This window comes from Alphaproteobacteria bacterium HT1-32, assembly GCA_009649675.1.
GTDB lineage: Bacteria > Pseudomonadota > Alphaproteobacteria > Rhodospirillales > HT1-32 > HT1-32.
Map to the genome: position 1 here is coordinate 1745858 of WJPL01000001.1, position 24771 is coordinate 1770628.

20 protein-coding genes are annotated in these 24771 nt (G+C 59.4%); 4 read left to right on the forward strand and 16 right to left on the reverse strand.

All coding sequences use genetic code 11. The features are described 5' to 3' along the window. Positions 1-47: 47 nt before the first annotated feature. Entirely contained in the window at positions 48-1022 is a 975-nt protein-coding gene (locus GH722_08290) for a phosphate ABC transporter substrate-binding protein (GenBank protein MRG71765.1), read from the reverse strand. Positions 1023-1241: 219 nt separating this feature from the next. Between GH722_08290 and GH722_08295 the strand changes: the two genes are divergently transcribed. Next, a complete protein-coding gene (locus GH722_08295; protein ID MRG71766.1) occupies positions 1242-2594 on the forward strand; it encodes a tetratricopeptide repeat protein in 1353 nt (450 codons plus the stop codon). Between the two features lie 9 nt (positions 2595-2603). On the opposite strand, the gene GH722_08300 is transcribed toward GH722_08295, so the two are convergent. The 12 genes from GH722_08300 to GH722_08355 form a co-directional block, all read right to left on the reverse strand. After that, positions 2604-5132: a hypothetical protein gene (locus GH722_08300; GenBank protein ID MRG71767.1), complete on the reverse strand. Its 2529-nt coding sequence runs from the start codon at positions 5130-5132 to the stop codon at positions 2604-2606. A gap of 234 nt (positions 5133-5366) precedes the next feature. After that, positions 5367-6536, reverse strand: coding sequence for an ABC transporter permease subunit (locus tag GH722_08305; protein ID MRG71768.1), 1170 nt, complete (start codon positions 6534-6536; stop codon positions 5367-5369). Further along, positions 6533-7531, reverse strand: a complete 999-nt coding sequence (locus GH722_08310) for an ABC transporter permease subunit (GenBank protein ID MRG71769.1) — start codon at positions 7529-7531, stop codon at positions 6533-6535. Before GH722_08310 ends, GH722_08305 begins: the two co-directional genes overlap by 4 nt. Before the next feature lie 21 nt (positions 7532-7552). Then, on the reverse strand, positions 7553-9448 hold the full coding sequence (locus tag GH722_08315; GenBank protein ID MRG71770.1) for an ABC transporter substrate-binding protein: 1896 nt from the start codon (positions 9446-9448) through the stop codon (positions 7553-7555). Positions 9449-9500: 52 nt separating this feature from the next. Continuing rightward, positions 9501-11390 carry a dipeptide ABC transporter ATP-binding protein gene (locus tag GH722_08320; GenBank protein MRG71771.1) on the reverse strand — a complete coding sequence of 630 codons (1890 nt, stop codon included), beginning with the start codon at positions 11388-11390 and terminating at the stop codon, positions 9501-9503. Next, a complete protein-coding gene (locus GH722_08325; protein ID MRG71772.1) occupies positions 11387-11899 on the reverse strand; it encodes a hypothetical protein in 513 nt (170 codons plus the stop codon). Before GH722_08325 ends, GH722_08320 begins: the two co-directional genes overlap by 4 nt. An 8-nt stretch (positions 11900-11907) precedes the next feature. Further along, entirely contained in the window at positions 11908-12705 is a 798-nt protein-coding gene (locus GH722_08330; GenBank protein ID MRG71773.1) for a hypothetical protein, read from the reverse strand. Between the two features lie 80 nt (positions 12706-12785). Next, the gene (locus tag GH722_08335) at positions 12786-13943 is read right to left on the reverse strand and encodes a glycosyltransferase (protein MRG71774.1); all 1158 of its coding nucleotides are present in this window, start codon (positions 13941-13943) and stop codon (positions 12786-12788) included. Then, positions 13940-14524: a histidine phosphatase family protein gene (locus GH722_08340; protein MRG71775.1), complete on the reverse strand. Its 585-nt coding sequence runs from the start codon at positions 14522-14524 to the stop codon at positions 13940-13942. The genes GH722_08335 and GH722_08340 overlap by 4 nt, the downstream gene beginning before the upstream one ends. After that, on the reverse strand, positions 14521-15657 hold the full coding sequence (locus GH722_08345; GenBank protein ID MRG71776.1) for a glycosyltransferase: 1137 nt from the start codon (positions 15655-15657) through the stop codon (positions 14521-14523). Before GH722_08345 ends, GH722_08340 begins: the two co-directional genes overlap by 4 nt. After that, positions 15657-16895 carry a glycosyltransferase gene (locus GH722_08350; GenBank protein ID MRG71777.1) on the reverse strand — a complete coding sequence of 413 codons (1239 nt, stop codon included), beginning with the start codon at positions 16893-16895 and terminating at the stop codon, positions 15657-15659. The genes GH722_08345 and GH722_08350 overlap by 1 nt, the downstream gene beginning before the upstream one ends. Positions 16896-16908: 13 nt before the next feature. Next, positions 16909-18129, reverse strand: coding sequence for a hypothetical protein (locus GH722_08355; protein ID MRG71778.1), 1221 nt, complete (start codon positions 18127-18129; stop codon positions 16909-16911). 143 nt (positions 18130-18272) lie between these two features. Between GH722_08355 and GH722_08360 the strand changes: the two genes are divergently transcribed. From GH722_08360 to GH722_08370, 3 genes are all read left to right on the forward strand, one after another. Then, on the forward strand, positions 18273-19793 hold the full coding sequence (locus tag GH722_08360) for a Gamma-glutamyltranspeptidase (GenBank protein MRG71779.1): 1521 nt from the start codon (positions 18273-18275) through the stop codon (positions 19791-19793). A 121-nt stretch (positions 19794-19914) separates the two neighbouring features. Beyond that, on the forward strand, positions 19915-20895 hold the full coding sequence (locus tag GH722_08365; protein MRG71780.1) for a peptidase M15A: 981 nt from the start codon (positions 19915-19917) through the stop codon (positions 20893-20895). A gap of 51 nt (positions 20896-20946) precedes the next feature. After that, positions 20947-22530 (forward strand): L,D-transpeptidase family protein, encoded by a 1584-nt coding sequence (locus GH722_08370; GenBank protein MRG71781.1) that lies wholly within the window; start codon positions 20947-20949, stop codon positions 22528-22530. Positions 22531-22539: 9 nt separating this feature from the next. Here GH722_08370 and GH722_08375 read toward each other — a convergent pair whose 3' ends face one another. Genes GH722_08375 through GH722_08385 form a run of 3 tightly spaced genes read right to left on the reverse strand, consistent with a single transcriptional unit; the run spans position 22540 to position 24750 of the window. Continuing rightward, the gene (locus GH722_08375) at positions 22540-23094 is read right to left on the reverse strand and encodes a DoxX family membrane protein (protein MRG71782.1); all 555 of its coding nucleotides are present in this window, start codon (positions 23092-23094) and stop codon (positions 22540-22542) included. Then, the gene (locus tag GH722_08380) at positions 23094-23990 is read right to left on the reverse strand and encodes a DUF2063 domain-containing protein (GenBank protein MRG71783.1); all 897 of its coding nucleotides are present in this window, start codon (positions 23988-23990) and stop codon (positions 23094-23096) included. Before GH722_08380 ends, GH722_08375 begins: the two co-directional genes overlap by 1 nt. After that, the gene (locus GH722_08385) at positions 23875-24750 is read right to left on the reverse strand and encodes a DUF692 family protein (GenBank protein MRG71784.1); all 876 of its coding nucleotides are present in this window, start codon (positions 24748-24750) and stop codon (positions 23875-23877) included. The genes GH722_08380 and GH722_08385 overlap by 116 nt, the downstream gene beginning before the upstream one ends. Positions 24751-24771: the final 21 nt, after the last annotated feature.

A 24771-nucleotide genomic window follows, 5' to 3' on the forward strand; every position in this document is an offset into this window, starting at 1 on the left:
CCGATTTAATCGGCGGGCGTTCCCGTCATCCGATCCTGAAGATCAGATTACATGCTCAGGTTGGCCAGGCCACGGGCGTCGGCGGCAACTTTCTTGCGTTCGGCGTCCGGCAGCGGGATCAGGCCCTTGTCTGCGAGATAACCTTCCGGACCCCATGCCTTTTCAGCGGTGAATTCGCTCAGATATTCAGCAATACCCGGAACAACACCGACATGAGCTTTCTTCACATAGAAGTACAGCGAGCGGGATACCGGGTAGGAGCCATCGGCGATCAGCTCGAAGGTCGGGTCGACACCGTCAACAATGCTGCCCTGCAGTTTGTCAGCGTTCTGGTCAAGGAAGGAGAAGCCGAAGATACCGAAGGCATCCGGATTGGCGTCGAGTTTCTGAACGATCAGATTGTCGTTTTCGCCGGCTTCAACATAGGCACCATCTTCACGGATCGAACCGGCAGCGGCACCAAAGGCTTTTTTGTCGAGGCTCTTCATGAACTTGTTGGCATGCGCGCCGCCTTCCATGGCGAGCTCAACGAATGCATCACGGGTGCCGGACGTCGGCGGCGGGCCGAGAACCTCGATTTTCTTCTTCGGCAGTGACGGGTCAATTTCGTTCCACATCTTGTACGGATTGGCGACCAGCTTGCCATCAACCGGAACTTCGCGGGCGAGAGCGAGGAAGATCTGCTCAAGAGTCACGGTCATCTGCGGGGATTTCTTCGAATTGGAGAAGACGATACCGTCAAAGCCGACCTTGACTTCGGTGATTTCGGTGACGCCATTCTTTGCGCAAAGCTCGACTTCCGAAGACTTGATGCGGCGGGAAGCGTTGGTGATGTCCGGGTGGTCAACGCCAACACCGGCGCAGAACAGTTTCAGACCGCCACCGGAACCCGTGCTTTCAACAACCGGGGTCTTGAAGGAGGTGGAGCGACCGAATTCTTCAGCAACAGCCGAGGAGAACGGGAAAACCGTTGACGAACCGACGATGCGGATCTGGTCGCGGGCTGAGGCCGACTGGGCCATGGTGGTTGCGACAACTGCCGTAATCGCAAATGCGAGGGTTTTCTTGAACACTGGGGACTCTCCGAGTTGGTTCCAAATTTCGGACACCGCGGTGAAATATGTGCGGCGAACGCTGCCTTCCTACAGACGGGGCGTTACAGCTTTGTGACAAAAAATGACGCTGTTGAAATTTGTTGCCGGACGGACCGTCAGCCTGCAGCCTCCTCCCTGACCGGAGACATGCGCGTAATGACAGACGACACCCTTTATCAGCAGGCAATCAGCCATCTCTCTGCCGGAAGGAACTGGCAGGCGGAACTGGTCGCCCGGAAAATGCTGTCACGCGATCCGGTTGATCCGCAGGCATGGATTGTCCGGGCACAGTATTGCCAGCGATCCGGGGACCGGGCAGGCGCCGTTGCGGCTTGTCAGCAGGCCAGACAATTTGCGGGAAGCCGGCCGGATATTCTGCAGGCTCTGGGTTCGCTGTATGCCGGGCTTGGCTTGCGGGAGGAGGCGGATGCAACTTACGCTCGGCTGCTGGAAGCCGACCCGGAAAACCTGCCCGGTCTGGTCAATCGCGGAAATATCCAGCTTGGGCTGGGCAATGCAGCGGCGGCAGCCGGATATCAGAGGCAGGCTATTGCGCTCAATCCCGGATTGCCGGAAGCCTATTATAATCTGGCCTCAGCCCTGTTCCATTCAGGTGAGACAGAGCAGGCGTTTGATGCCTATGAGTGGCGCTGGAAAGTCAGCGCCTTCACAACCCGGGCGCCGGATTTCCGTCAGCCACGCTGGCAGCAGGAAGAAACCGGAGGCGGGTCTTTGCTGATCACCCCGGAGCAGGGACTGGGTGACAGTATTCATTTCATTCGTTTCGCCGGAATGGCGAAATCATACTTCCGTCAGGTCTTTGTGGAAGTACCACGGCCCCTGATCCGGCTGTTCAGGGATGTGCCGGGTATCGACGGGCTTGTGCCCTATGGCGGGCCTTATCCGGACTTTGATCGCTGGGCGCCACTGCTCAGCCTGCCGCATCTGATGAACCTGAAACGGGACAGCTATCCGAAGCCCCCCTATCTGTCCGCATCAGGGGACAGGTCACGGGACCGAAATAAAGAGGACAGGCTAAGGGTCGGGTTCTCATGGACCGGTAATCCGCTATCGCGCAACAATCATCTCCGCAGTTCAACGTTCGCAGATTTTCTGCCGCTTTTGCACCGACAGGATATCCGCCCGGTAAATTTGCAGAAAGATACGCCACCGGGACAGTTCTCTCATCCCGCCCTTCGGGAGCAGGTCACTGATCCGATGCCGGGCGTGAAGGATTTTGCGGATACGGCAGACATCATCAGCGGCCTCGATCTGGTGGTGACTGTTGATAATGTGGTCGCGCATCTTGCCGGTGCGATGGGGGTGCCGGTTCTGGTGCTGCTGCCGACCCTGCCGGACTGGCGCTGGGGGCTGACCGGAGACCGCACCTTCTGGTATCCGTCAATGCGTCTGTATCGGGAAGACAGGGTGCAAGGCTGGAAGCCGGCCTTCGCGGCAATGGAACAGACGATCTCGGAAATTACAGGCTCATCATCCTGAGCCGGGTGTTCAGCGGTTGGTCATCAGATCGAGTGGCTGTACGAACTGGAAAACACGGCGGGATTCAGCGAAACGGATTTCAATCATGCCGTGATAGGGGTCGCCGAACAGATCGCGCACATTGTCGAACTTGCGCACTTCCATTTCCATTGCCAGGCCACTGGCCGGGTCAGTGCCGCGCCAGAGACTGATTTCGTTCTGTCGCCGGCCACCGGCCATCAGCTGTACCTTGTCCCGGCTATAATCAGTTGTCGGGCCGTACTGACTGGCAAGATAGCCGGAGATACGTTCAAAGGCATCGGACCGGAACAGAGCATACATTGCGGCGGCAATGCCGTCCTGATAGATGACGACGGCTTTCTGTCCGGTATAGATGATGGAATTTGCCACGAAATCAGGCCGGATTTCGCGGGGCCATGTCACATTGACAACGCAGGCCCTGATCCGCTCTTTCTTGTGGCGATAGACATATTTCAGACATTTGGTGTCTTCGGCATCATAGATGTCGCGACGATGGCCGAGATGCATCAGCTCTGAAAAGGCAAAGGTGCGGGGCTCAACCGCGGGGGCCGTTGTCCAGGCGGGTAAAGGCAGCTCGCGTGACGGTGCCGGCCCGACTTCCAGTGAGGCTGTCTGCACGACATCTTCGCTGGCGGTCTCGGGCACCATCTGACGTGGCATGGGCGGCGGCGGCGCTGTTGGTTCGGTCGGGGCCGGAGGCCAGGCACCCGCCACGATTTTTTTCTCGCCGGGGAAAAAGGCGGTTTTGGGCGCTGATCTGGTCTCGGGAACTGCGGCTTGGACTGCCTTGGTCACCGTTTTTTCATCCAGAGGTTGGCTGGCCAGAACTTCCGGTTCTGCGTTGATTTCGGTTTCCGGTGTCTCATCTTTGTTGCTGCCAAAACTGAACAGACTGGCGACACGATTGAAGAAGTCGGGTTCAGGGACTTCCTGTATTGCCACCGTCGGTTTCACTGTTGCGACCGGCGTTGCCACAGGCTGAACAGAGACAGATTCAGCTTCGGTCTGTGCCAGAACTTCCGGGTTCTGCGGTGTGAACGCGACAGCATCCAGAACGGAAGGTTCCGCCATTGCAGGCTTGCTTACTCTGTTCGGGGAGGCCGGCCCGGCGGCGTTCTCGGCACTAAGAGAGGCCGGAGTTTCCGTTGCTGCCAGTGTATCAGCCGGCCCCGATGTCTCCGCAGTGAACAATTTTCCGATCACATCAAGCAGGTCAATCCTTTGCCCGGACTGAGGTTCGGCTGTTTCTGCCATGACAGATTGTACGTCCAAGGGCCGGTCCAGCACTTCCGGGGTCTTGGGAGACGGTGAAAGTTCCGGCGCAGACTTTGCAACAACGACCGGTTTTTCCGCAGGAACTGTAACCGGTTCTGCCTCTGCCGCCGGAGTGGTCTCAACCGCTGGTTCCGGTGCGAGGAGATTCCCGAGAGATGCGATGAAATCTGCCGGGCTGGCATGGACAGGCGTTGTCGTTTCCACGGTTGCTGGCGTTACTTCCGCAACCGCTGTTTCAGCGGGCACGACATCGGCCGTCGCAGGTTGCACCGGCTCGTTCAGAGATTGTGCCAGTACTGCCGGATCAAGACCGTTTGTCGCGTCAACCGGTTCGGCGATACGCAGGGGGGCTGGTTCTGGCTTGATGGCGGGAACAGCCGCAGGAGATTCCGGTGTTATCTTTGCTGCCACAGAATTCGGGGTAGACGGCGGACCAACCGGTTCTGCCGCGGAGAACAGGTTGCCCAGGCGTTCAAGGATGGACGGCTCCGGGCTGGTCTGCGGCTCTGGCGGTCCATTCTTGCGGGCCGGTTTTTCCTGTTGTGCCGTAACCGGCTCCGCTGTTGCCGGTGTCTTGTTGTCCGGCTTCGGTGACAATCCTGTCCCGGTACCGGAGTGCTCTTTCGGGATATCGTCAGAAGAGGCCGGGTGGACGGGATCAGCTGATGATGTCGGTCCCGGCGGCGCCATTCGTGCCGGTGCCGGGGCGACAGGTTCTGCGGTGACAGAAGAAACCGGTGCGGCCGTTACCCGGTCCGGTGGCGAATCGAATGAAAATACATTTGCCGAAGGGTCGGTCGGTACGCGACGGCCGTCAACCGAGGTGACAAAATCGGGTGCCGGCGGCCAGACCAGTGTCGACGGAAAGGCCGTATTCGGCTGTGCCGGTTTGCTGATCTGTTCTTCGCGGGCACCCTCATAGATGGCGACACCGTTCTCATCGGTGACGATCTTCGTGTCACGGACGGGTGGTGCGTTGCCGGTACGCGATTGTCCGGCCCGAAGCACCTTGACGGTCGGCGCGCGCAGCGGAACGGCGGATTCTTCAGCAGCCCGTTGCATGACACGGGACCGGTTCAGCAATTCAGCGATGGTCGTATAACGCAGAGAGACTGCCAGCCCGACCGGTGTCTGACCGTCTGCATTACGGGCATCAAGATCAGCCCCCAGGGCAATCTGGGTGCGCACCGCGGTGATGGAATTCTGCCGGATAGCCTCAAACAAGGCCCGAGTCGCCTGCACCTGAACTTTTTCAAGCGGGGTTTCGGCCCGGGCATGAGAATTGTTGAGAAGCAGAGGAGTGGATGAGATTGCAGCAAAAACAACAACATAGGCGGCAGCCGACAAAAGTGTCCGGCGCAGGCTTGGTTGTTTTTGCTGATATCTGTTCATGACTGAGATAGTTAACGTAAACAGAGCAGTAATTCTATACTCTATTCATGGGTTGAGGAAATAATGATCGGATCAGCCTTTCGGTTAGCGGTAAGGGTCTGCCGCATCGCGCAGACCATCGCCAAAGAAATTGAAGGCCAGTACCGTGACGAACACCGGCACGACCGGTGCCATCAGCCAGGGATACAGCTCAACCGCGCTGATATTCTGTGCCTCAATCAGCAACACGCCCCAGCTAATCATCGGTGACTGCAGGCCGAGCCCCAGAAAGCTGAGAGCGGTTTCGCCGAAGATCATGGCGGGTATTGAGAGCGTCAGCGAAGCAATGAGATGACTGGCGAAATTCGGGATCAGATGGCGGCCGATAATCCGTGTGGGAGAGGCCCCCATCAGGCGCGCGGCGACGGCAAAGTCCTCCTCGCGCAGCGCCAGCAGCTTGGAGCGGACGGTTCGTGCAGCCCCGGGCCAGTCCAGCAATCCCAGAATAATGGTGACACCGAAATACTTCACCAATACTGGCCAGGTCGGTGGAATGGCCGCCGCCAGCGCCATCAGCAATGGCAGGGTAGGTATCGATTTGAAGATTTCGATTGATCGCTGCACGGTGGAATCCACCCAGCCGCCAAAATACCCGGCAACGCCGCCGATGGTGATGCCCAGCGAGAAGCTGACAAGGATACCGATCAGCCCGACGGTCAGGGATATCCGGGTGCCGTAAATCAGTCGCGACAGCATGTCACGGCCCAGACGGTCTGTCCCCAGCAGGAACAACTGCCCGCCCCTGGCGGGGCAGACGAAATGGAAATCGAAGGTTCCGCCGAGCCAGAAATCATATTCATCACCGGCGCAGAAGAACCGCAGCGGCTGGACCTTTTTCGGATCCTCGACATAGGTTCGCTTCAGCGTCGTCATATCCAGGCTTTTCTTGTAGCCATAGACAAACGGGCCGATGAACCGCCCTTCATGAAACAGGTGCAGCGACTGGGGTGGTGCGTAGATATGCGAAATGACCCGCGTGTTCGGATTGTACGGGGCCAGGATTTCACTGACCAGAATCGAACTGTACAGCAGCAACAGCAGCACGCCTGACCAGACAGCAATCCGGTGACGTTTCAGCTTCCACCACATCAGTTTCCAGTGCGGTGCGAGATAATAGGCCTGCTGTTCGGCAGAGATTTCCTGCACCGACATCGGGTTGAACGGGGCGTCACTGACCCAGTGTTCAAGCCGTCGTGTATGGCGTTCCCTGCTCATCGCTGAAGTCCTCCGTCGAGGCGGATCCGGGGGTCAAGCCAGGCCAGCATGATGTCGGAGACGAACATGCCGACCACAACCAGCACCGACAGGAACATCAGAAACGACCCGGCAAGATACATATCCTGATTGAGCAGGGCATTCAGCAGCAGCGGGCCCGTGGTCGGGAGGCTGAGGATGATACCGACGATGGCAGACCCGGAGACGATTTCAGGCAGCAGACTGCCGATATCGGCGATGAAGGGATTGAGCGACATCCGGACCGGATATTTCAGCAACAGGCGGGTTTTCGGCAGCCCCTTGGCCCGTCCGGTGACGACATATTGCTTGCGCAGTTCGTCGAGCAGATTGGCCCGCAGCCGTCTTATCATCGCCGCAGTGCCGGAGGTGCCGATCACAACGACCGGAATCCAGAGATGCTGGGCCACGGAAACCGCCTTGTCCCAGGACCATGGCTGATCTTCAAACCGGATATCCATCAGCCCGCCGATTTCCGCCCCGAACCACAATTTTGAATAATACATCAGCACGATCGCCAGCAGGAAATTCGGCACCGCATAGCCGATATAACCGATCAGACTGATACCGTGGTCTGTCCAGCTGTACTGGTGGGTGGCGGAATAGATACCGATGGGGAAAGAGACGAGATAGACAAACAGCACGGTGGTGAATTCCACCAGTACCGTATAGCCGAGCACGTTACCGACGACTTCGGAGACCGGCAGGTCAAACGAGAAGGAATGGCCGAAATCACCGACCATCATGCCGCCCAGCCAGTGAATATACTGCACCAGAAACGGCTCGCCAAAGCCGTATTCCCGTTTCAGGAAGGCGATCTCCTCCAGTGGAACCTGCTCACCCCGGCTGCGATATTCCTCGACCAGCGTGGTCAGATAATCGCCGGGCGGCAACTGGATCACGACGAACACGATAAAGCTTATCGCGAGCAATGTCGGGATCATGATAAACAGTCGCCGGAGCAGGTAGGAGAACATCAGTGTGATCCAGCCCGCCGCTTACTGGTTTGACCAGAAGAAAGTATCCGGCCGGTAAATGCCGAACTGGGCCGTCGGTGCCCAGGCCCAAAGCCCTTCTTGGGGTACATTTTCCAGCCCCGCCTTGGTGACCACCGGCTGTACGGAGCAGCAGACGGTCCCGATAGTGTAGACCTGATCGGCATGAATTTTCAGCATTTCATGCCAGATCCTGCGGCGTGCTTCCGTCGTCGTGGTGGCAGTCCAGTCCTTGTAGAGTGCAGCCAGTTTCATGGCTTCCGGCATATCAACCGGTTCCCCGGACTTGCCGTAGGTTTCGACATACTGCCCCCATTTCGGCCATTGCAGATGCTGCTGACTGATCGGGGCGATTTCCGAGGGGCTGTCATCAGCGGTTGGCGCGCCATTATCGAGACCCGGCCAGACAGAGATCAGGGTTTCACCGGAGAAAATCCGGTTACGGAAAGTCTCACGCGGTGAATTCTTCACAAAAATGCGGACACCGATCTCCAGCCAGCTGTCCTTGACCAGCTGCAGGGCATCGACCTGCTGGGGGCGTTCGCCGGCTGTCTCAACGGTGATTTCGATGGCCCGGCCATCCGGCAGCAGACGCAGGCCGTCATCATTGCGTTTGGTCAGGCCGATATCATCCAGCAATGCATTTGCAGCATCCGGATCGAAGTTGCTCCAGGCTTGCTGGTAGTCTTCCCGGAACAGCGGCGAGGAAGGCAGCACGGTATTGGCTGCGGGGATCGCGAGGCCGTAGAACAGCACCTCGTTCAGTTCATCCCGGTTGATTGCCATCGACAAAGCGCGCCGGAACCGGACATCCCGGAACAGCTTGCGATATTCTGCGTCACTGGTGTTCAGGTTCGGATAAAGCGCCATGACGGAGCCAAGGCCCAGTCGCCAGAGATTGACGTTATAGCCATAACGCTCTTCGTTCTGCTTCAGGAACGTGAAGTCGGCAAAGGCAAGACCACGGCCCTGAAGGTCGGTTTCGCCGGTGCCCGCCTTGATCGGCACCACCCCGCTGGCGGCAATCGACATGGATATTTCATCGATATAAGGCAGCTGGTGCCCGTCTGAATCGACCCGGTGGAAATAAGGATTGCGGGTGAAGCTGTAGCGATCTGCCGGGGCCTCGGTTGCAACGACCCAGGGCTCCAGCGTTGGCAGTGCTGTATTGCTGTTATTATACATATGGCCGATGCGGTTATGCAGCTGCGCCCAGTTCTTGCGGCGATGTTCTTCGACAAGTGCTGCCAGTGTTGCGGGGTCGGCATATTTCTCGTGGAACTGTTTCAGATAATGCGCCGGCCGATACAGATAGGTCGGGCGCGGCGCGGCCAGCTGTGACAGGAAATAAGGGTTGGGGCCGGCATATTCATACTGAACGGTGGTTTCATCGATCACCCGGAAGATCGGCGGCTGCTTGTTGAGCATCAGCTCTTCCGGCGGGCCGACCGGCGAGAGTGCGACATTGTTGGCGACATCTTCCCAGTAATAGCGGAAATCCTCTGCGGTAAACGGATGCCCGTCAGACCACCGGTGGCCCTTGCGCAGATGCAGGGTGAAGATGCGGGACTCCTCCACCTCGTAGCTTTCCAGAATATCGGGCTGCAGGTTGATATCGGCGTCATACCCCACCAGCCGGGAATAGCCGTAGACATTCATCAGGCGAATATCCTTCTCGCGCCCGACGAGGGTGCGCAGCACACCACCATATTTTCCTGGCTTTTTGCCCAGTGCTGCCAGGTCGGTGACATGCGGCATCTCTGGCAGTCGTTCAGAGACCGCCGGCAGCTTCCCGGCGGCAACCTGTGCGGCCAGATAAGGCGGCTCTTTCATGTCGGCAGCACCGGCCGCGCTGGTCAGGATAACGGTGGCGGCAATCAGGGCACTGGTGAAGTTCATCGCGAGATCCTTTCGTGATCCTGTGCGGATGAGATGAAAAAGGGTGTCGTCATCAGGCGGCTCCTGCACGCAGCAGGGAGTCGTCAGCGCGGACGAAATGGCCGTTGCCGATATCCTGCAGGTCCAGCCGGGCGCCGGGTGATGCGCCGAACGGCGGCGGCCAGTCTTCCGGGCGTGACATCTTGCCATCCATCAGGCCCTGAAAATCGAGGGGCCGGGACGGGTCCGGGAAGGGAACGGCTTTCAGCAGTGCCTGGGTATAGGGATGGACGGGCCTGCGGAACAGTTCATCTCCGGGTGCCATTTCAACCAGCCGCCCGGCGCACATCACCGCAATCCGGTTGGCGATATAATTCACGACAGCCAGATTGTGCGATACGAACAGCAGGGTCAGGCCAAGTTTTTCCTGCAGGTCTTTCAGCAGGTTGAGCACCTGCGCCTGCACGGAGACATCGAGTGCAGAGACCGGCTCATCACAGAGCAGCAGGTCGGGCTTCAGGGCCAGGGCGCGGGCGATACCGATACGCTGGCGCTGGCCACCGGAGAAGCTGTGCGGATAACGGTTGAGATGCCGGATATCCATCCCCACCAGCTTCATCAGTTCCTTCACCATTTCCTCACGGTACTGGTTGTCGCCAATATCATGGATGACCAGGGGTTCGGCGATCAGCTCCGAGACCGGCATGCGCGGGTTGAGCGATCCATAGGGGTCCTGAAAGATGAACTGTATCTTCCGGCGATAGGGAAACAGCTCCCGTTCGGTCAGTTTGCTGATGTCGACCGGGCCTTCGGGGCCGGTAATCATCACTTCGCCCCGGTCTGCATGGATGGCGCTCATGATGATCTTGCTGAGCGTCGTCTTGCCGCAGCCGCTTTCACCAACCAGCCCCAGACATTCGCCTTTCCGGACATGCAGGCTGACATCGTCCAGCGCCACGACTTCATTCTGTTTGCCGCCAAACAGGCCGGTCTTGCGGATGCTGAAGGTCTTCGTCACATGCCGGACATCCAGCAAGGTTGTGCCGCTGGCAATGGAGGGGGTTGTCTCATCCGTCCGGTAGGCATCAAGCAGATGTCCTGTTTCACTCTCGATTTCCCGGATCGGGGTCAGACGTTCGCCATCCGCCATGTCGAAATGCGGCACGGCGCGCAACAGGGCGCGCAGATATTCATGCTGCGGGTTCTCGAAAATTTCGTCGATGGGGCCGCGCTCCATCACCTCGCCGTGGTAGATCACAACCACTTCGTCAGCGATATTGGCAACAACCCCAAGGTCGTGGGTAATCATCAGGATCGACATGCCGAGTTCGTCCTGCAGATCCCGCATCTGTTTCAGAATCTGGGCCTGAATGGTGACGTCCAGGGCGGTTGTCGGCTCATCGGCAATCAGCAGCGCCGGGCGGCAGACAAGTGCCATGGCAATCATGGCCCGCTGACGCAGCCCGCCTGACAGCTCGAACGGGTAGGTTCTGAGGGCGCGACCGGGATCGGGAAACCCGACGAGATCAAGCATCTCGCGTGACAGATCGGTTGCAACAGACCCCGGTACATCACGATGCAGCCGTACGGCCTCGGTGATCTGGTCGCCAATCGTGTGCAGCGGGGACAGGGAACTCATGGGCTCCTGAAAGATCATGGAAATCCGTCCGCCGCGAATCTGCCGGATCTCCCGGGAATCCCGGTGCAGAGCGGCGATATCAATGATCTCGCCGGCTTTCTCCGGGTCACGGAATTCAATCGACCCTTCGCTGATGTCGGCAATCTCCGGCAGAATGCCAAGGATTGCCTGGCTGATCACCGACTTGCCGGAACCGGATTCGCCAACCAGTGCTACGGTCGATTTCTCGGGAATCGAGAAAGAAACACCTCTGACAGCCTCCAGTGTTCCGGCTTCCAGCTGGAAGCGGACATGCAGGTTTTCGACTGACAGGATGTTGCTCACTCCGTCGTTTCCCCCGGTTCTTCGTTCGCAAGTTCGAGCAAGTCTATCCCCATCAACGCAAAATTTGCCCGGGTTGTTTCATCCATCGCCGCGCTGGCCTGAACCGCGGCCGTTCCCAGTTTGTTTATGATGCTCTGGAAATCGGTCAGGATGGAGTCCATTTCGATGGTCCGTCCCCGCGCCCCGGTTATCTTCAGTTGCATCCAGCCTTCGGTACGGTCTCGCTTGGTCGAGTAATAACGCATTTTTACCCTGCTGATATCGGGCCAGGCGATCTGTTTGGTCATGATGCCGGAGCTGGTCAGCCCCAGATCATCCATTTTGATCCGGGTATAATGGCGCAAGGCGGTCCGGATGATGAAACCGGCAAACAGCAGCACCAGAAAGCCAAGTATCCAGCCGGCGACCGGCATTGATCCGGTGAGGACAATCGGGGTCGCACAGATCACCACACCGATCGTGCCACGAATATAATCGCCGATCAGTTCTTTCGATGGATAGTAATGCATCGTCGAAGTCACGTTATCCAAGCAAACACCTCTGTACCGCTTTTGCAAATGAGCGCCGGATCATGGCGGGCGAAGGCCATGAAGGCATCAAGGAAGTCCCATGCCGCCGGGTCGTGGACCAGATGGTGGGTCAGCAGGCCAATCGGTGCAGATATCTCCACCTTGCCCTCACGCCGCTGTCGGAGGGCTGTGGCAAATAACCGGTCGACGGCGGTTGCGCCGGTAAAGCCCCGGCTGCCCTTCCAGTCGATGATATCGAGATGGGTATGGCGACCGGTGATGGCATCCGTAACCGAAGCCGGCTTGTCGCCATAGAGGCTGAGGCCGATCAGGCCCGCCTCATCCAGCCGGGTGGCAATGATGCTGCCAATCCGGTTCCAGGGGGGGGCCAGTGCGGGCACAAACCGGTTCGCAAATGCGTCCGACAAAATCTTCCGGCCCGCCGCCAGTTCGGACAGAATGTCATCAGGGTCCCGGTTGTCGCCCAGTTCGCATTTTTTCTGATCTGCCGGGGAATGATTCAGATGGCGATAGCCATGCTGCATAACAGTCAGGTCCGGGCAGTCCCCTGTCGCGGGTGCCAGATTATTCTCCAGCCCGTGAGGAATGACGGCCAGCGTCAGGGGAACCCGGTTGCGGGCTGAAATTTCCAGCATCTGCCGAAGTGCCGGGCTGTCGGCTACAGCGTCGTCGTCGCGCCACCAGAGCGTGGCCTGTCGTTCCTGCCGACGCCACCATTCCAGTTCGTTCAGGGTTTCCGGCAGAAGGGGTTGCAGATTCTGCTCCGCTGCTTGCAACGCCGACATTTGTTCCCTGATCGCCCCTTGGTTTCCGGTCAGACCCCCTGACCCCGGTCACTATAGGCATGGGAAACCGCAGCGTCGATTCATTCGCGGGTTTGCGTCGCCAGCTGATGCAGGATTGCGGCAGACTGTTCAGCCCCCCGGAACCAGGCGGTGTTGTGGTTCTGTCGGGGCAGGTCAAGGGTCCGGTCAACGGCGGCGGCCAGCGAGAGGCTGTTAATCGTCGCCAGGTCATGGGTAATGGCGTGGCCTGCTTCAGCCAGGGCCCGTGCCCGGTCGGTCTGTTCCGTTTCGGTTGCGGTGGCGAACGGGACCAGCAGCATGGGGAGGCCGGCGACCAGTCCGTCGATGACGGTATTGTAGCCTGCCAGCGAGACAGAGGCGCGGGCACGGCTCAGCAGGTCATGAAAATCAGCCCGGGTCCGCTCCACAACAACGCCGTCTTCTGCGTCCTTAATCAGGGATTGGAACTCCGCCTCGCTGACACCCTGTCCGACCAGTATTCGCCAGATATTCCTGTTTGCCTGTCGCGAATGACGCCGGGCCGCCAGTGCCGCCCGGAACAGCGGCAGGGCAACATCGCTGCCACCGCCGGAGACAAGAATGTCACCGGAAGGCTCGCGGCTGGTGTCCGGATTGCCGGGGGGGAGTGGTCGCTCGGCGACATATCCGGTTTTATGTAGTCTGCCTGCGATCTGCCCGCTGAACGGAAAGCTGTTGTCGAACCCGGTGAATGCATCCGGTTCATGCACCAGAACGGCTGTGAAATAGCGGTCGATCAGATCTGCAGCCTGGGCATATTTTGCCGGGTCAGGCTTGCGCACCAGTATATCCCGGACCGAAGCGACATTGACGCCGGTTTTCAGAACCTGTTCCAGAACGGGTCGCAGTTCATGGCGAAACGCCCGCCGTCCGAAGGGGTAGGTTTCTGTCATGAAGACAGCGGGCCGGATATCAGTGACCAGTTGTGTCAGCAGTGACTGCCGGGCAGACCAGAAGGCCGGGCTGACCGGCTGGCCCTGATCGTCGATCAGGGCAGAAAAACTGTCGTCGGGACTTCGGCAGGGCGGCAACTGGTGGAACCTGCATCTCGCAAGATCGAGATGCGGCACCGGCATGCCGCCGGAGACATAATGAACTTCAAGTCCGGCGGCGGCACAGGCCCGGGCGATGGCGGCGCTGCGGCGCTGATGGCCTATCCCGAGCAGATGCTGCACCCAGAACAGCACCGGGCCGGTCATTGCAGGCTCTCAAGCGGCGCGTTCAGCCGGTCGATTGCGGGAAGGCCCCCGTCGCTCAGCGTGAAACAGTGCAGTTGCGTCCAGTCCGGCTTGTCCGGTGCATCGTCGGTCATGTCCCATCCGGTCGCGAGGGCATAGAAGGCGCGGATGACCCCTTTATGGGTGACGGCAACCATATCCCGGTCCGATTTTGCGGCGACGGGCAGCCAGTCGCTCAGGCGTTTCTGGACATCGCGGGGGGATTCACCCCCGGGTGGGCGAAAATCAAGCCCGCGAGCCTCATTGGCGGCGAGACTTTCACCGGCTTCCCGGCGGAGGTCTGCCAGCCTGCGGCCCTCATACTCACCCCAGTCCATTTCAATCAGGGCCGGCTCCGGTTGCGGGTCAGCCCCGAAAGTCAGCCGGGCCGTTTCAAGACAGCGTTTCAGCGGGCTGGACAGCAACTGCCATCGCTCGGGGTTGAGGGAGATCGTCGCGGTTGGCCGGGATGAAGCTGATAAAGGCTGGTCCCGCCGTCCCTGCAGACGTTTTTCCCGATTCCAGTCGGTGGGCAGATGGCGCAGCAGGCAGAGCCGCCTCACGCTTCCTCTCCGACCACATCTTTCAGCAGCCGGTCTATGGTCCGCGAGGCAAGAGAGATGTCGGTGACCGACCGCTGGGCGGCGGCGGCCAGTGAGTCCCTGCGGGCGGCGTCAGAAATCAGCAGACGGACAGCCGCTGCGAAGGCGTCGACATCATCCGGCGGGGTAATGATGCCACCACCGGTGACCACGTCGGAGACGCCCCCATATCCGCCGGCAACCACGGGTAATCCCGATGCCTGTGCTTCCAGAAAGGCCATGCCAAAGGCTTCGTTGATCGCAGGCCAGACATAGATATCGCTGGCAGCGAGCAGGCGGCCCAGATCATTACCTTCGCGTCGTCCGACAAAAACCGTCCGACCGGGTGCAGCCTCATTGAAGGCCGCTTCAACCACCGGACGGGTTGCACCGTCACCGACGATGATGAGTGACCAGTCAAGGTCGGTCAGTTTGCTGACGGCGGCAGAGAGTGCCCGATAGGATTGCAGCTTGTCGCCATGCCGCATCATGGCGACCGAGATCAGCCATGGTTTGCCTGCATCCAGTCCCAGTTCGTGAGCGACTTCGGTCCGATGCCGGCTGCTGGCCAGTGCGGCCTCGGCAAAGCGGGCGGTATCAATGAAGGGGGTCTGGCGGACAATGGCAGCGGAGTCTGCAACAATTCCCTCCAGCCCCTCAAGGTCGGCAGAATTCAGAAGAATGATGCGGTCAGCCGCACGAATACCGGCTTCGGCAGCGCGATGACCGACAGCCCAGGGACCGTCTTCCTGCTTCGCGGCATGTGACGCCTCGGCCACCACATAGGGAATGCCGAATTCGGCACAGACTGCCGGGCCGATATAATCTGGTGCCTTGTAATACAGATGATAGGTAAACCAGACCTGCGGGCGTTCTTCTGCCGGGCGGGATTTTATCTGGCGGATCAGCCGGTCGGCGACGCGTTTGCCCAGTGCCGCCATCTTGATCTGGCGTGCTTCGTCGCCGGAGCCGTCCCGTGACCGAAAGCGCGTTGCCAGCTCGACACTGTGTCCGGCTGCTTCGATGGCGCGCATCAGCAGTCGCGCAATCCGCCGGTCACCAGAGGGGACGGGATGCGTCGGCGGCTTCAGAGGAGCGTAAAACATAACCCGCATCAGACGATCTTGTCCGGTTCCGGCGTCGGTTCGTCAAGTCCGAAGCGTTTTGCGAGATCGTTAATGGCCCGGCGCATGGCGAAACCCGTCCGCACACGCTGTTCTCCGGCAAGGGCCATTTTTGCCCGGTTTTCAGGGTCGGTAATCAACTCCCCGAGGGCTTTTGCCAGTGCCGGGCTGTCCCGTTCCGGAACCAGCAGGCCGGTTTTTCCGTCGATGATGAGTTCGGGTATGGCCGAGATATCGGTGGCCACGCAGGCGATGCGCTGGCTCTGGGCTTCCATCAGGACATTCGGCAGCCCGTCACGGTCGCCATCTTCGGCGATACGGCTGGCCAGCACGAAGATGTCTGCCTGTTGCAACGCTTCAAGCACAGCCGTCTGGGGCTGGGCACCCCGCCAGCTGATTCGCCGGTCGATCCCGAGTTCTGTCGCCAGTGCTTTCAGATTCCGGAGCTCCCCGCCGCCGCCGATATGAACGAACTGCCAGTCAGTATCGGCATCCAGCAGGGCCAGTGCGCGCAGCAGATCATCATAGCCTTTTTTCGGGACCGCACGGCCGACGGACAGGATGGTGACCGGGCCGGTGGCTGATATCGCCCGCGAGGCAGGAACAGGAAATCGTTCGAGATCAAGGCCATGATAGACCAGTGCAACCCTGTCGGGGTTCGCCGCCAGCGACTTCAGATGCCGGGCATTGGTTTCGGTACAGGTCACCAGCCAGTCCAGATCGGACAGTTTCTCCTGCAATTCCCAGTCCGGCGAAGTCCAGATATCCTTGGCGTGAGCCGAACAGCACCAGGGCAGACCGCGCAGGATTGCCGCATAGCGGGTGACCGAGGCCGGGGTATGCAGAAAATGGGCATAAAGGCGGGTGGTGTCTGAGGGCAGTTCCGTCGCCAGAACCATCGCCTGCCCCCACCGGCGGATACGGTTGCGGGTCGGGTCGCGGCGCAGGTCACGTAACCAGATCGCCCAGGCCTTTGCATATCCGGGCAGCCTGCGTGCCTGACGGAATCCATTCAGTACCCGCGACGGTTCCTGATGCAGATATTCCGGCAGATAGCTGACAGAGGCCGTTATCTCGCGATGAACGGGATGGGTTTCCCGGTCAGTCGGATGGCGCAGCGAGATGATCTGGTAATCCAGTCCACGGCGCTGCAGTTCCAGCAGTTCCTGTGCGATGAAAGTTTCCGACAGACGCGGATACCCCTTCAGAACAATCCCGACAGATGCCATGACGGAGGACTGCCTATTCCCCGGCAGTCGCGAGCCGCGGGCGGTCACCGCTGTCATTCTGCAGCCAGAGCGATGTCTGGCGCCGGATGGTACCAAATCCGTCCAGCAGACCGGGCATCACGCATTGCGATGGCATCGGCTGGGTCGGTAACTTGCGAAGCGCCTCGACCATCTGTCCGGTTTCCCGCCAGCCGTCATCTTCCAGCATGCTGACCAGCCCGTAACGTGCAGCGGCAGATGCCCGCATGAACTGCTCCATCCGGGGCCGGGTACGCGGCACGATGACGGCGCGTTTATCGAAAGACAGAATTTCACAGAACGTGTTGTAGCCGCCCATGGCGACCATGCCGATTGCCCGCGACAGCAGGGTTTCGATATGGGCGTCAAAGGTGATGGCATGGACCCGGTCAAGGCGGGCCACCCGCTGATGAAATTCCGCCTGCATTTCAGCCTGCATGAAGGGGCCAAGCACCAGCAGGGCCGGATGCGGCAGGGATTCACCGGACTCGTAGGCGCGCAGAACCCAGTCGATCAGGGTGTCACCGTCACCACCGCCGCCGGTTGTCACCAGAATATAGGGTTCCTCAAAGGGTATGGCATCTGTCGGGACCGCCCCCTTCGAGGGGAAGCGTGGCAGATAACCGGTATAGGTCATTTTACGGCGGACAGATGCAGGGATTGGCAGCCCGGCCAGCGGGTCGCAGATCTGACGCAGGCCATAGACCCAGATTTCATCATACAGATCATCAAGCGCGGGCAGCACATTCTTGCGCTCCCATTCCGGCGCCAGCAAAGCCGGTTCATCCATCACATCGCGCAAACCCAGAATGGTCGGCGTGCCGCGTGCCTTCAGCATGGTGAGGGTGTCACGTACTTCGCCGCGCAGTCCCAGCGGTTCTTTGTCGACGATGAAGATATCCGGTTCAAAGGTCTCGGCGGTATGCTGGATGATCGAGGCACGCATCGCCAGAATCTGTTCCGTGTCGATGCGCAGACTCTGTGTCGTGTACTCACCATTACGCAGCTTGATCACGCCGGGGATGCGGATGAAATCGACCCGCGACCGGAAATCAAAGCTGCCGATGATCGGCGAGCCCGAAATAATCAGGACCGACAGTTCCTTGTCATTATCCACCAGCGCATGCGCAATCGCCCGGCATCGGCGCAGATGTCCGAGCCCGAACGAATCGTGGCTGTAGATGAGTATTCTTTTTCCGTGGAGCGGCTCGCCCATATGTGCCGCTCTCCCCGCTGTTGAAGCACGGGCGGACTATGCCACAGCCGGTGACGTGATGGAAATGACGAAGTTTTTATGGCACCGGCGGGTGATTGGCGGTTAAACCGTGCCATGAACCCGATGACAGTAACGAGATCAGCATGAAAGGTGCCGTCGCCGCCGGCCATCCCCTGACCGTCCGGGCCGCAACCGATATCCTGCATGCAGGCGGGAATGCCTTTGATGCGGCGCTTGCCGGCATGGCGATGGCCTTTGTCGCAGAGCCGGTTCTGGCCAGTCCGGGCGGTGGCGGCTTTATGGTCGCGCGACCTGCTGGCGGGGTGCCCCGGGCCTATGATTTTTTTGCCCGGACACCGAAAGTGAAACGACCGGCAGACGAGATTGATTTTCACGCGACCCATGCGGATTTTGGCCCGACGCGACAGGAATTTCACATCGGTATGGGGTCGACAGCGACACCCGGTGCCATTGCCGGGTTCTTTCGCATTCTGGATGATCTCGGGAGCATGTCTGCCGCTGCTCTGCTTCAGCCTGCCGTTGCGACGGCGCGGACCGGGTTTGAGATCAACAGGTTTCAGGCACAGGTCATGTCGGTGGTGGCTCCGATCTATCAGGCGACAGAGGATGCCCGCAGGCTTTATGCCGGTTCCGACCCTGAAACCGGGCTGTTTGCTGCCGGTGATCGTCTGCACAACCCGGACCTCGCCGATCTGCTGGAACGGCTGGGCCGGGAAGGTGCAGATCTGTTTTATCGCGGTGATATTGCACAGGATGTCACCGCGCTTTCTGCAGCCTCCGGCGGTCATCTGACGATGGAAGACATGACCGGCTATCAGGTTCAGACAGGTTCGCCGATTGATGTCACCTACCGGGGATGGCAGGTCGCGGCAAACCCGGCCCCCTCCAGCGGCGGGGTGCTGGTTGCCCTTGGTCTGGCATTGCTGGATTCTCTGCCGCCAGAATCTGCGCAATCACCTGGCAGTCTGCGGTCTCTGGCTGCGGTGATGGCCGAGACCGACCGGCTTCGTCTGTCCGGTGACATTTCGGCAGAACGCTTGCTGGCGCCGGAGATCATCGGGGCGGCAAAGTCGGCCCTGCGTGACAGCCTGCTGTCGACGCGGGGAACAAGTCATATCAGTGTCGTCGATGCCGCAGGGAATGCTGCTGCCCTGACCCTTTCCAATGGTGAGGGGAACGGACATCTGGTGCCGGGTTGCGGTTTTATGCTGAACAATGTGCTGGGCGAAGAGGATATCAATCCTGGCGGTTTTCATAACTGGCGGCCTGACAGCCCCATGGCCTCGATGATGACCCCCTGTATCCTGCAGGGACCGGACGGTCAGCTTGTCGCTCTCGGTTCGGGCGGCTCGAACCGGATACGCACGGCGATCCTTCAGCTTATCCGCAATATCGCGGGTTGCGGGATGGATCTGGCGTCAGCCGTCGGCGCTCCCCGTCTGCATGTCGAGGCTGGTCGCGCTGATATCGAGCCGGGATTTCCGGTGGCTGAGCTGGCCCTGTTGCGCGAAACCGGGCTTGCGGTCCATGAATGGCCAGAGCCCAGCATGTTCTTTGGCGGAACCCAGGTTGCGGGCCTGACGGGACGCGGTTTTGAAGCGGCGGGCGACCCGCGCCGTGACGGAGATGCCTGTCTTTCCTGATCGTCGGAGGGCAGCTTTCATATCCTGCGTGGAGCCCTGATAATCCGCTTTGTGGAAGCCGTGAGAACGTATATAAGAGCGCCGGATTTTCCCCTGCCTTCGGGCATTGAGGACACAGAAAATGTTGTGCCGCCGGAATGCGTTGATGCTTCGGTTTGCCGGATTCCTGATCTTTCTGAGTGTTTTGCTGAGTGCGCTGCCCATCCGGCCAGCAATGTCAGCTGACGCCTACAAGCCTGCGCGGGCTGCCTTTCATGTCAGTGTGGATGGCGTTGATATTCCCTATCGCCAGATGGCGATTTTTGCACTGCCCGGTGGCCGTCTGGCGATCAGAACCGGGGTGAAGGCAGAACTGCGCGCCGAAACAGGCGAGATCATTCAGGTCACGCCGCGCCGTTTTGGCTGGGTGGTTCCGGACCGGACCGGACCACATGCGGTAAAAGTTGTCGCATCCGGCAAGACAGTGGATCTGACGGTCATTGTCATGCGCCCGATGGAAGATGTGAAGGATGGTGTTATCGACGGCTACGTCATCGGCAGCTATCCGGAAAAACCCTACAAGGGGCTGTCTGTTTACGAACGCCCGCCGGGCCTGATCGAGGTTACGCCAGAGCTGGCCGATCTGCCGGTTTCGCCACATTTCCGGCTTGGTCAGTTTCTCTGCAAACAGCCCGGAGGTTGGCCGAAATTCGTCGTGTTGCGAACTGAGCTGCTGATCAAGCTGGAACGGGTGCTGGAAGCGGTGAACGCCCGTGGCTGGAAAACCGCCTCGTTTGAGGTGATGAGCGGCTACCGCACACCGCATTATAACCGCTCAATCGGTAACGGTCCGAATTCCCGGCATATCTATGGTGGGGCTGCTGATATCTTTATTGATGTCCACCCGAAGGACGACCGGATGGATGATCTTGACGGCGATGGCAAGGTGACCAAGAAGGATGCGCTGGCTCTCTACAACCTGATCGAAGAGCTGGAAGGGCGGGAGAAACGCACCTGGATGCCGGGCGGGCTGGGCGCTTATGGCAGTACCGCATCGCACGGGCCGTTCATTCATATTGATGCCCGTGGCTTTATTGCCCGATGGGGAGTTGCGCCGCTCTGATGATCTGGTGTCTTATCCGGGGGTAAATCCAAACCGGGAGATTTTCACGTGATGCCATCAAGCTTGTCGTCGATATCTCTGCGGGTTCTGTTCATCACGGTCACCGGACTTCTGTGTGCCGGACAGGCTGCTGCAGACAGTTCGATTGAGGCCGCCCTGAACGGCCTCCGGGGATATACCCCGCAGACGGTTGAGGCGGTGACCGGGTTTTATCGTACCCGCGACCTGAAACCGGTCTGGACCACAGATGCCGGGCCGGATGAGAAGGCGATAGCGGTCATCGGGCGTCTGGACAGGGCCGCACTGGAAGGTCTGCGCCCGGACGATTATCAGATCAGCCTGCCGGACGATGCGACGGAGGCGGCCCTTGCCAGCTTTGATGTCAATCTGTCGGCGAAGGTGCTGCGCTATGTCACGGACCTGCATGCCGGTCGTGTCGGGCCGTCAAAGGCAGACCCGGAACTGTTTGTTTTCACCCGTGATATTGATGGTGTTGCCGCACTGAAACGGATCGCAGACAGCGCCCGGCCGGCGGCAACCCTCGCGGAATTTGCCCCGTCCGGTGAATTATATATCCGGATGCGCCGCCTGCTGGCGGAACAGCGGGCGCTGGCCGCATCCGGCGGCTGGCAGCCGGTTCCGGACGGCCCGACGCTGAAACCGGGTATGACGGATACACGGATCAGTGCTGTCCGGGCCCGGCTTGCGGCCTCGTTCGACAAGACACGTCCGGGAAATGCCGGAGATCTGTATGATCCGGAACTGGAAGTTGCGGTACGGCAGTTTCAGCGGCGGCATGGGCTGTCCGCCGACGGTGCTATTGGTGCGGGTACCCTGAAGGCGCTGAACGTGCCGGTTTCAAAACGGATTGAAACCGTTCTGCTGAATATGGAGCGGTTACGCTGGATGCCGGACGAACTGGGCGAGACCCATGTGCTGGTCAATATGGCAGGGTTTGAACTGGATTATGTGGAGCAGGGGCTGGTCGCTCTGTCCATGCGGGTTGTGGTGGGCAAACCGTTCCGCATGACACCAATTTTCAGCGACACGATCCGGTATCTTGAACTCAATCCGACCTGGACCGCGACTCCGAAGATTGCCTCGAACGATATTCTGCCGAAACTGAAAAAAGACCCGGGTTATCTCGTCGCGAACGGATTCGAGGTTTTTGCAAGCTGGCAGGATGATTCCCAGCCCGTCGATCCGGCAACTGTGGACTGGATGACATTCGGGCCGGGTAAGTTTCCCTATCGGTTACGCCAGAAGCCGGGACCGTTGAACGCACTGGGTCAGGTGAAATTCATGTTCCCCAATGAATATGATGTCTATCTGCATGACACACCGTCACGTGATCTGTTTGCAAAAACCGTCCGTGCTTTCAGTTCCGGCTGTATCCGGCTGGAAAAGCCCATTGACCTTGCGGCCCTGTTGCTGCGCCCGAATGGTCTGGACCGGGAACGTATCGATGCGATTCTGGCGGAAGGGAAGACATCGCGCATCAACCTGAAAAACCGGGTGCCGGTTCATCTGACCTATCTGACGGCCTGGATCGGTGAGGGAGGTACGGTGCATTTCCGCGACGATATCTATGGCCGTGATGCCCGTCTTGCAAAGGCACTGAACACCAGCTCGTGAGTGCACGGCCTATCGGGTGACGCGGCTCAGCAGGGCATCCAGTGAGATTTTCCCGGCCCCCTGAATGACCAGTACGAACAGCAGAAAGACCCAGAGCAGCCGCTGGTCCCAGATAGCGGCATCCTGAATACGGTCAAAGGGTGCACCGATGGTGGCCGGTTCCGCACCATGTCCGGTGATATCGACGAAAGTCATGACGGCGATGAAACCGATCATGCCGAGGCTGGCCAGCCGGGTGAACAGGCCAATGACAATGGCGATGGGCAGGAGCACTTCTCCGACTGTTCCGGCCAGCACGATCAGCTTATAGGGAAAGAAGGCAATGGCATCGATGTCATAGCCTGCGGCTTCTGCGATGGATGGCAGCATCTGGGCATAGGCCCCGATTTCGGGAATGAAGATGCCGGGAAATCCGCTGCCGACCTTGGTCGCGGCAGAGTTCAGAAAATAGACCAGCAAGACGCTGGCAAAGGCCAGACGTGCGGCAAGCCCAACCCCCCAGCCGGCGAAAATCTCGGACAGCCGGTCAAAGACGGCATCATGCTGTGTCTTCAGAGTATGAATCATTTCCTGTTTCCCGTTGTTATGGGTTTTGATTGCTGTCCGCTGATTGCGGTAACAAGCCCCATTGCAAAGGCCGTCCCCAGCAGACCGGGGAGAATGGTGGCAGCCTCCTCTCCCAATTCCTCTGATGCATCGCCAAGGGTGCTGCCGGACGCCAGATCGCGATAAAATTTGTAGGCACCGGGCTCTGCGTGGTGCAGATCGACCGTCAGGTCCGGGCGCAGGATAATGGCCCGTTCAGCGCCTGCGCGGGCATCCGGCGATGGGCTGGTGCCGGATGCCTGATGTGCCTGCCAGATTGAGATCACGGGCCAGTCACTTTCCACCCATCGTGCTGACGGATGCAGGATCAGTCGCTGGTCCGGAAGCGCTGCCGGGTCAATGCCGGCCAGCGTATTGATCGTCAGTGGATCTGCATCCCCGGCATTCAGGCTTTCTGCCATCGCCCGTTCAAGTCGCGCCATATCCGGCAGGTACGGCAGACTGCCGGCCGGCGGGAAGCTGGCGATGAAGCCCGGGAAAGTCTCGCCATAAGCCAGCAAGACGGGTGTCCGGGGCGGGTGCTGGCGGATATATTCTGCCGTCATGGCGCGAAAGAATTCATCACCGACCAGCGCCCTGACCACGGGAAAGCCAGCAGCCAGTGCGTCAATCAGGCTGCTGATGTGATTGTTGCGATAGATGTTGAAACGCCGGTCAGCACGGGACTGGCCGGGGCCGGATGTACAACCCGGTGCGGGAAGATGTGGTGCGGGAAGGACGGCTGCAAAGGCGGCCTGTTCATCCTGCCAGGGCATGTCGCGCCTCCTTTTCAGAAAAAGAGCCGGCCTGTTGCAGGATTGCCGCGGCTTTTGCTGATTCCGCCAGCAGGACATCAAGTGCGGGAATGTCATCATCCCATTCGATCAGTGTCGGGATGGTGCCACGGTTACGGATCACCCGTTCGAACAGCGCCCAGACCTGACGGTCAACGCAGCGGTCATGGCTGTCGATCAGCAGGGGCGCGCCCGTTTCATCACGATCCGTGGCATGTCCGGCGAGATGGATCTGCGAGACCCGGTCCAGCGGAAAGGCATCCAGCCAGTCGTCAGGGCTGGTCTGCTGATTGGTGCAGCTGACGACAACATTGTTGAGGTCGAGCAGCAGGTTACAGCCGGTCCGCCGGGAAATTTCTGTCAGAAAGGCCGGTTCGTCAAAGTCACCGCTGGTGAAGCGGAGATAGGTCGAGGGGTTTTCCAGCAATATTTCGCGGCCAAGATAATCCTGAATCTCAGAGATATGGTCACAGACCAGTGTCAGCGTTTCCAGGGTATAGGGCAGCGGCAGCAAATCATTGAAGAAAGTGCCACCATGGCCTGACCAGGCGAGATGCTCGGAGAATCGGACAGGGTCATAGCGGTCGACAAGTTGTCTGAGCCAATCCAGATGATCCCGGTTCAGTGGCTCTGCACCGCCAATCGAGAGACCGACACCATGCAGGGATATCTCCCGGTGCTGGCGGATCCGGGTCAGATAATGATGAGCCGGACCTCCGTCGCACATGTAATTTTCGGGATGTATCTCAAACCAGCCAACCGGTGGCGAGGAAGCCAGAATGTCGTCGTAATGCTGCGGTTTCAGGCTGATGCCGGTCAGGTCGCTGGTTTGAACGGTCATGGATCAGCCCGCGGCTATGTT

Coding starts and splice junctions, on each gene's coding strand:
- GH722_08355 (MRG71778.1), bottom strand. CDS start 18,129: ATGGGCGAGCCGCTCCACGGAAAAAGAATACTCATCTACAGCCACGAT.
- GH722_08345 (MRG71776.1), bottom strand. CDS start 15,657: ATGCGGGTTATGTTTTACGCTCCTCTGAAGCCGCCGACGCATCCCGTC.
- GH722_08365 (MRG71780.1), top strand. CDS start 19,915: ATGTTGTGCCGCCGGAATGCGTTGATGCTTCGGTTTGCCGGATTCCTG.
- GH722_08380 (MRG71783.1), bottom strand. CDS start 23,990: ATGATGACATTCCCGCACTTGATGTCCTGCTGGCGGAATCAGCAAAAG.
- GH722_08360 (MRG71779.1), top strand. CDS start 18,273: ATGAAAGGTGCCGTCGCCGCCGGCCATCCCCTGACCGTCCGGGCCGCA.
- GH722_08335 (MRG71774.1), bottom strand. CDS start 13,943: ATGACCGGCCCGGTGCTGTTCTGGGTGCAGCATCTGCTCGGGATAGGC.
- GH722_08330 (MRG71773.1), bottom strand. CDS start 12,705: ATGTCGGCGTTGCAAGCAGCGGAGCAGAATCTGCAACCCCTTCTGCCG.
- GH722_08385 (MRG71784.1), bottom strand. CDS start 24,750: ATGACCGTTCAAACCAGCGACCTGACCGGCATCAGCCTGAAACCGCAG.
- GH722_08350 (MRG71777.1), bottom strand. CDS start 16,895: ATGGCATCTGTCGGGATTGTTCTGAAGGGGTATCCGCGTCTGTCGGAA.
- GH722_08310 (MRG71769.1), bottom strand. CDS start 7,531: ATGTTCTCCTACCTGCTCCGGCGACTGTTTATCATGATCCCGACATTG.
- GH722_08325 (MRG71772.1), bottom strand. CDS start 11,899: ATGCATTACTATCCATCGAAAGAACTGATCGGCGATTATATTCGTGGC.
- GH722_08290 (MRG71765.1), bottom strand. CDS start 1,022: ATGGCCCAGTCGGCCTCAGCCCGCGACCAGATCCGCATCGTCGGTTCG.
- GH722_08315 (MRG71770.1), bottom strand. CDS start 9,448: ATGAACTTCACCAGTGCCCTGATTGCCGCCACCGTTATCCTGACCAGC.
- GH722_08295 (MRG71766.1), top strand. CDS start 1,242: ATGCGCGTAATGACAGACGACACCCTTTATCAGCAGGCAATCAGCCAT.
- GH722_08305 (MRG71768.1), bottom strand. CDS start 6,536: ATGAGCAGGGAACGCCATACACGACGGCTTGAACACTGGGTCAGTGAC.
- GH722_08370 (MRG71781.1), top strand. CDS start 20,947: ATGCCATCAAGCTTGTCGTCGATATCTCTGCGGGTTCTGTTCATCACG.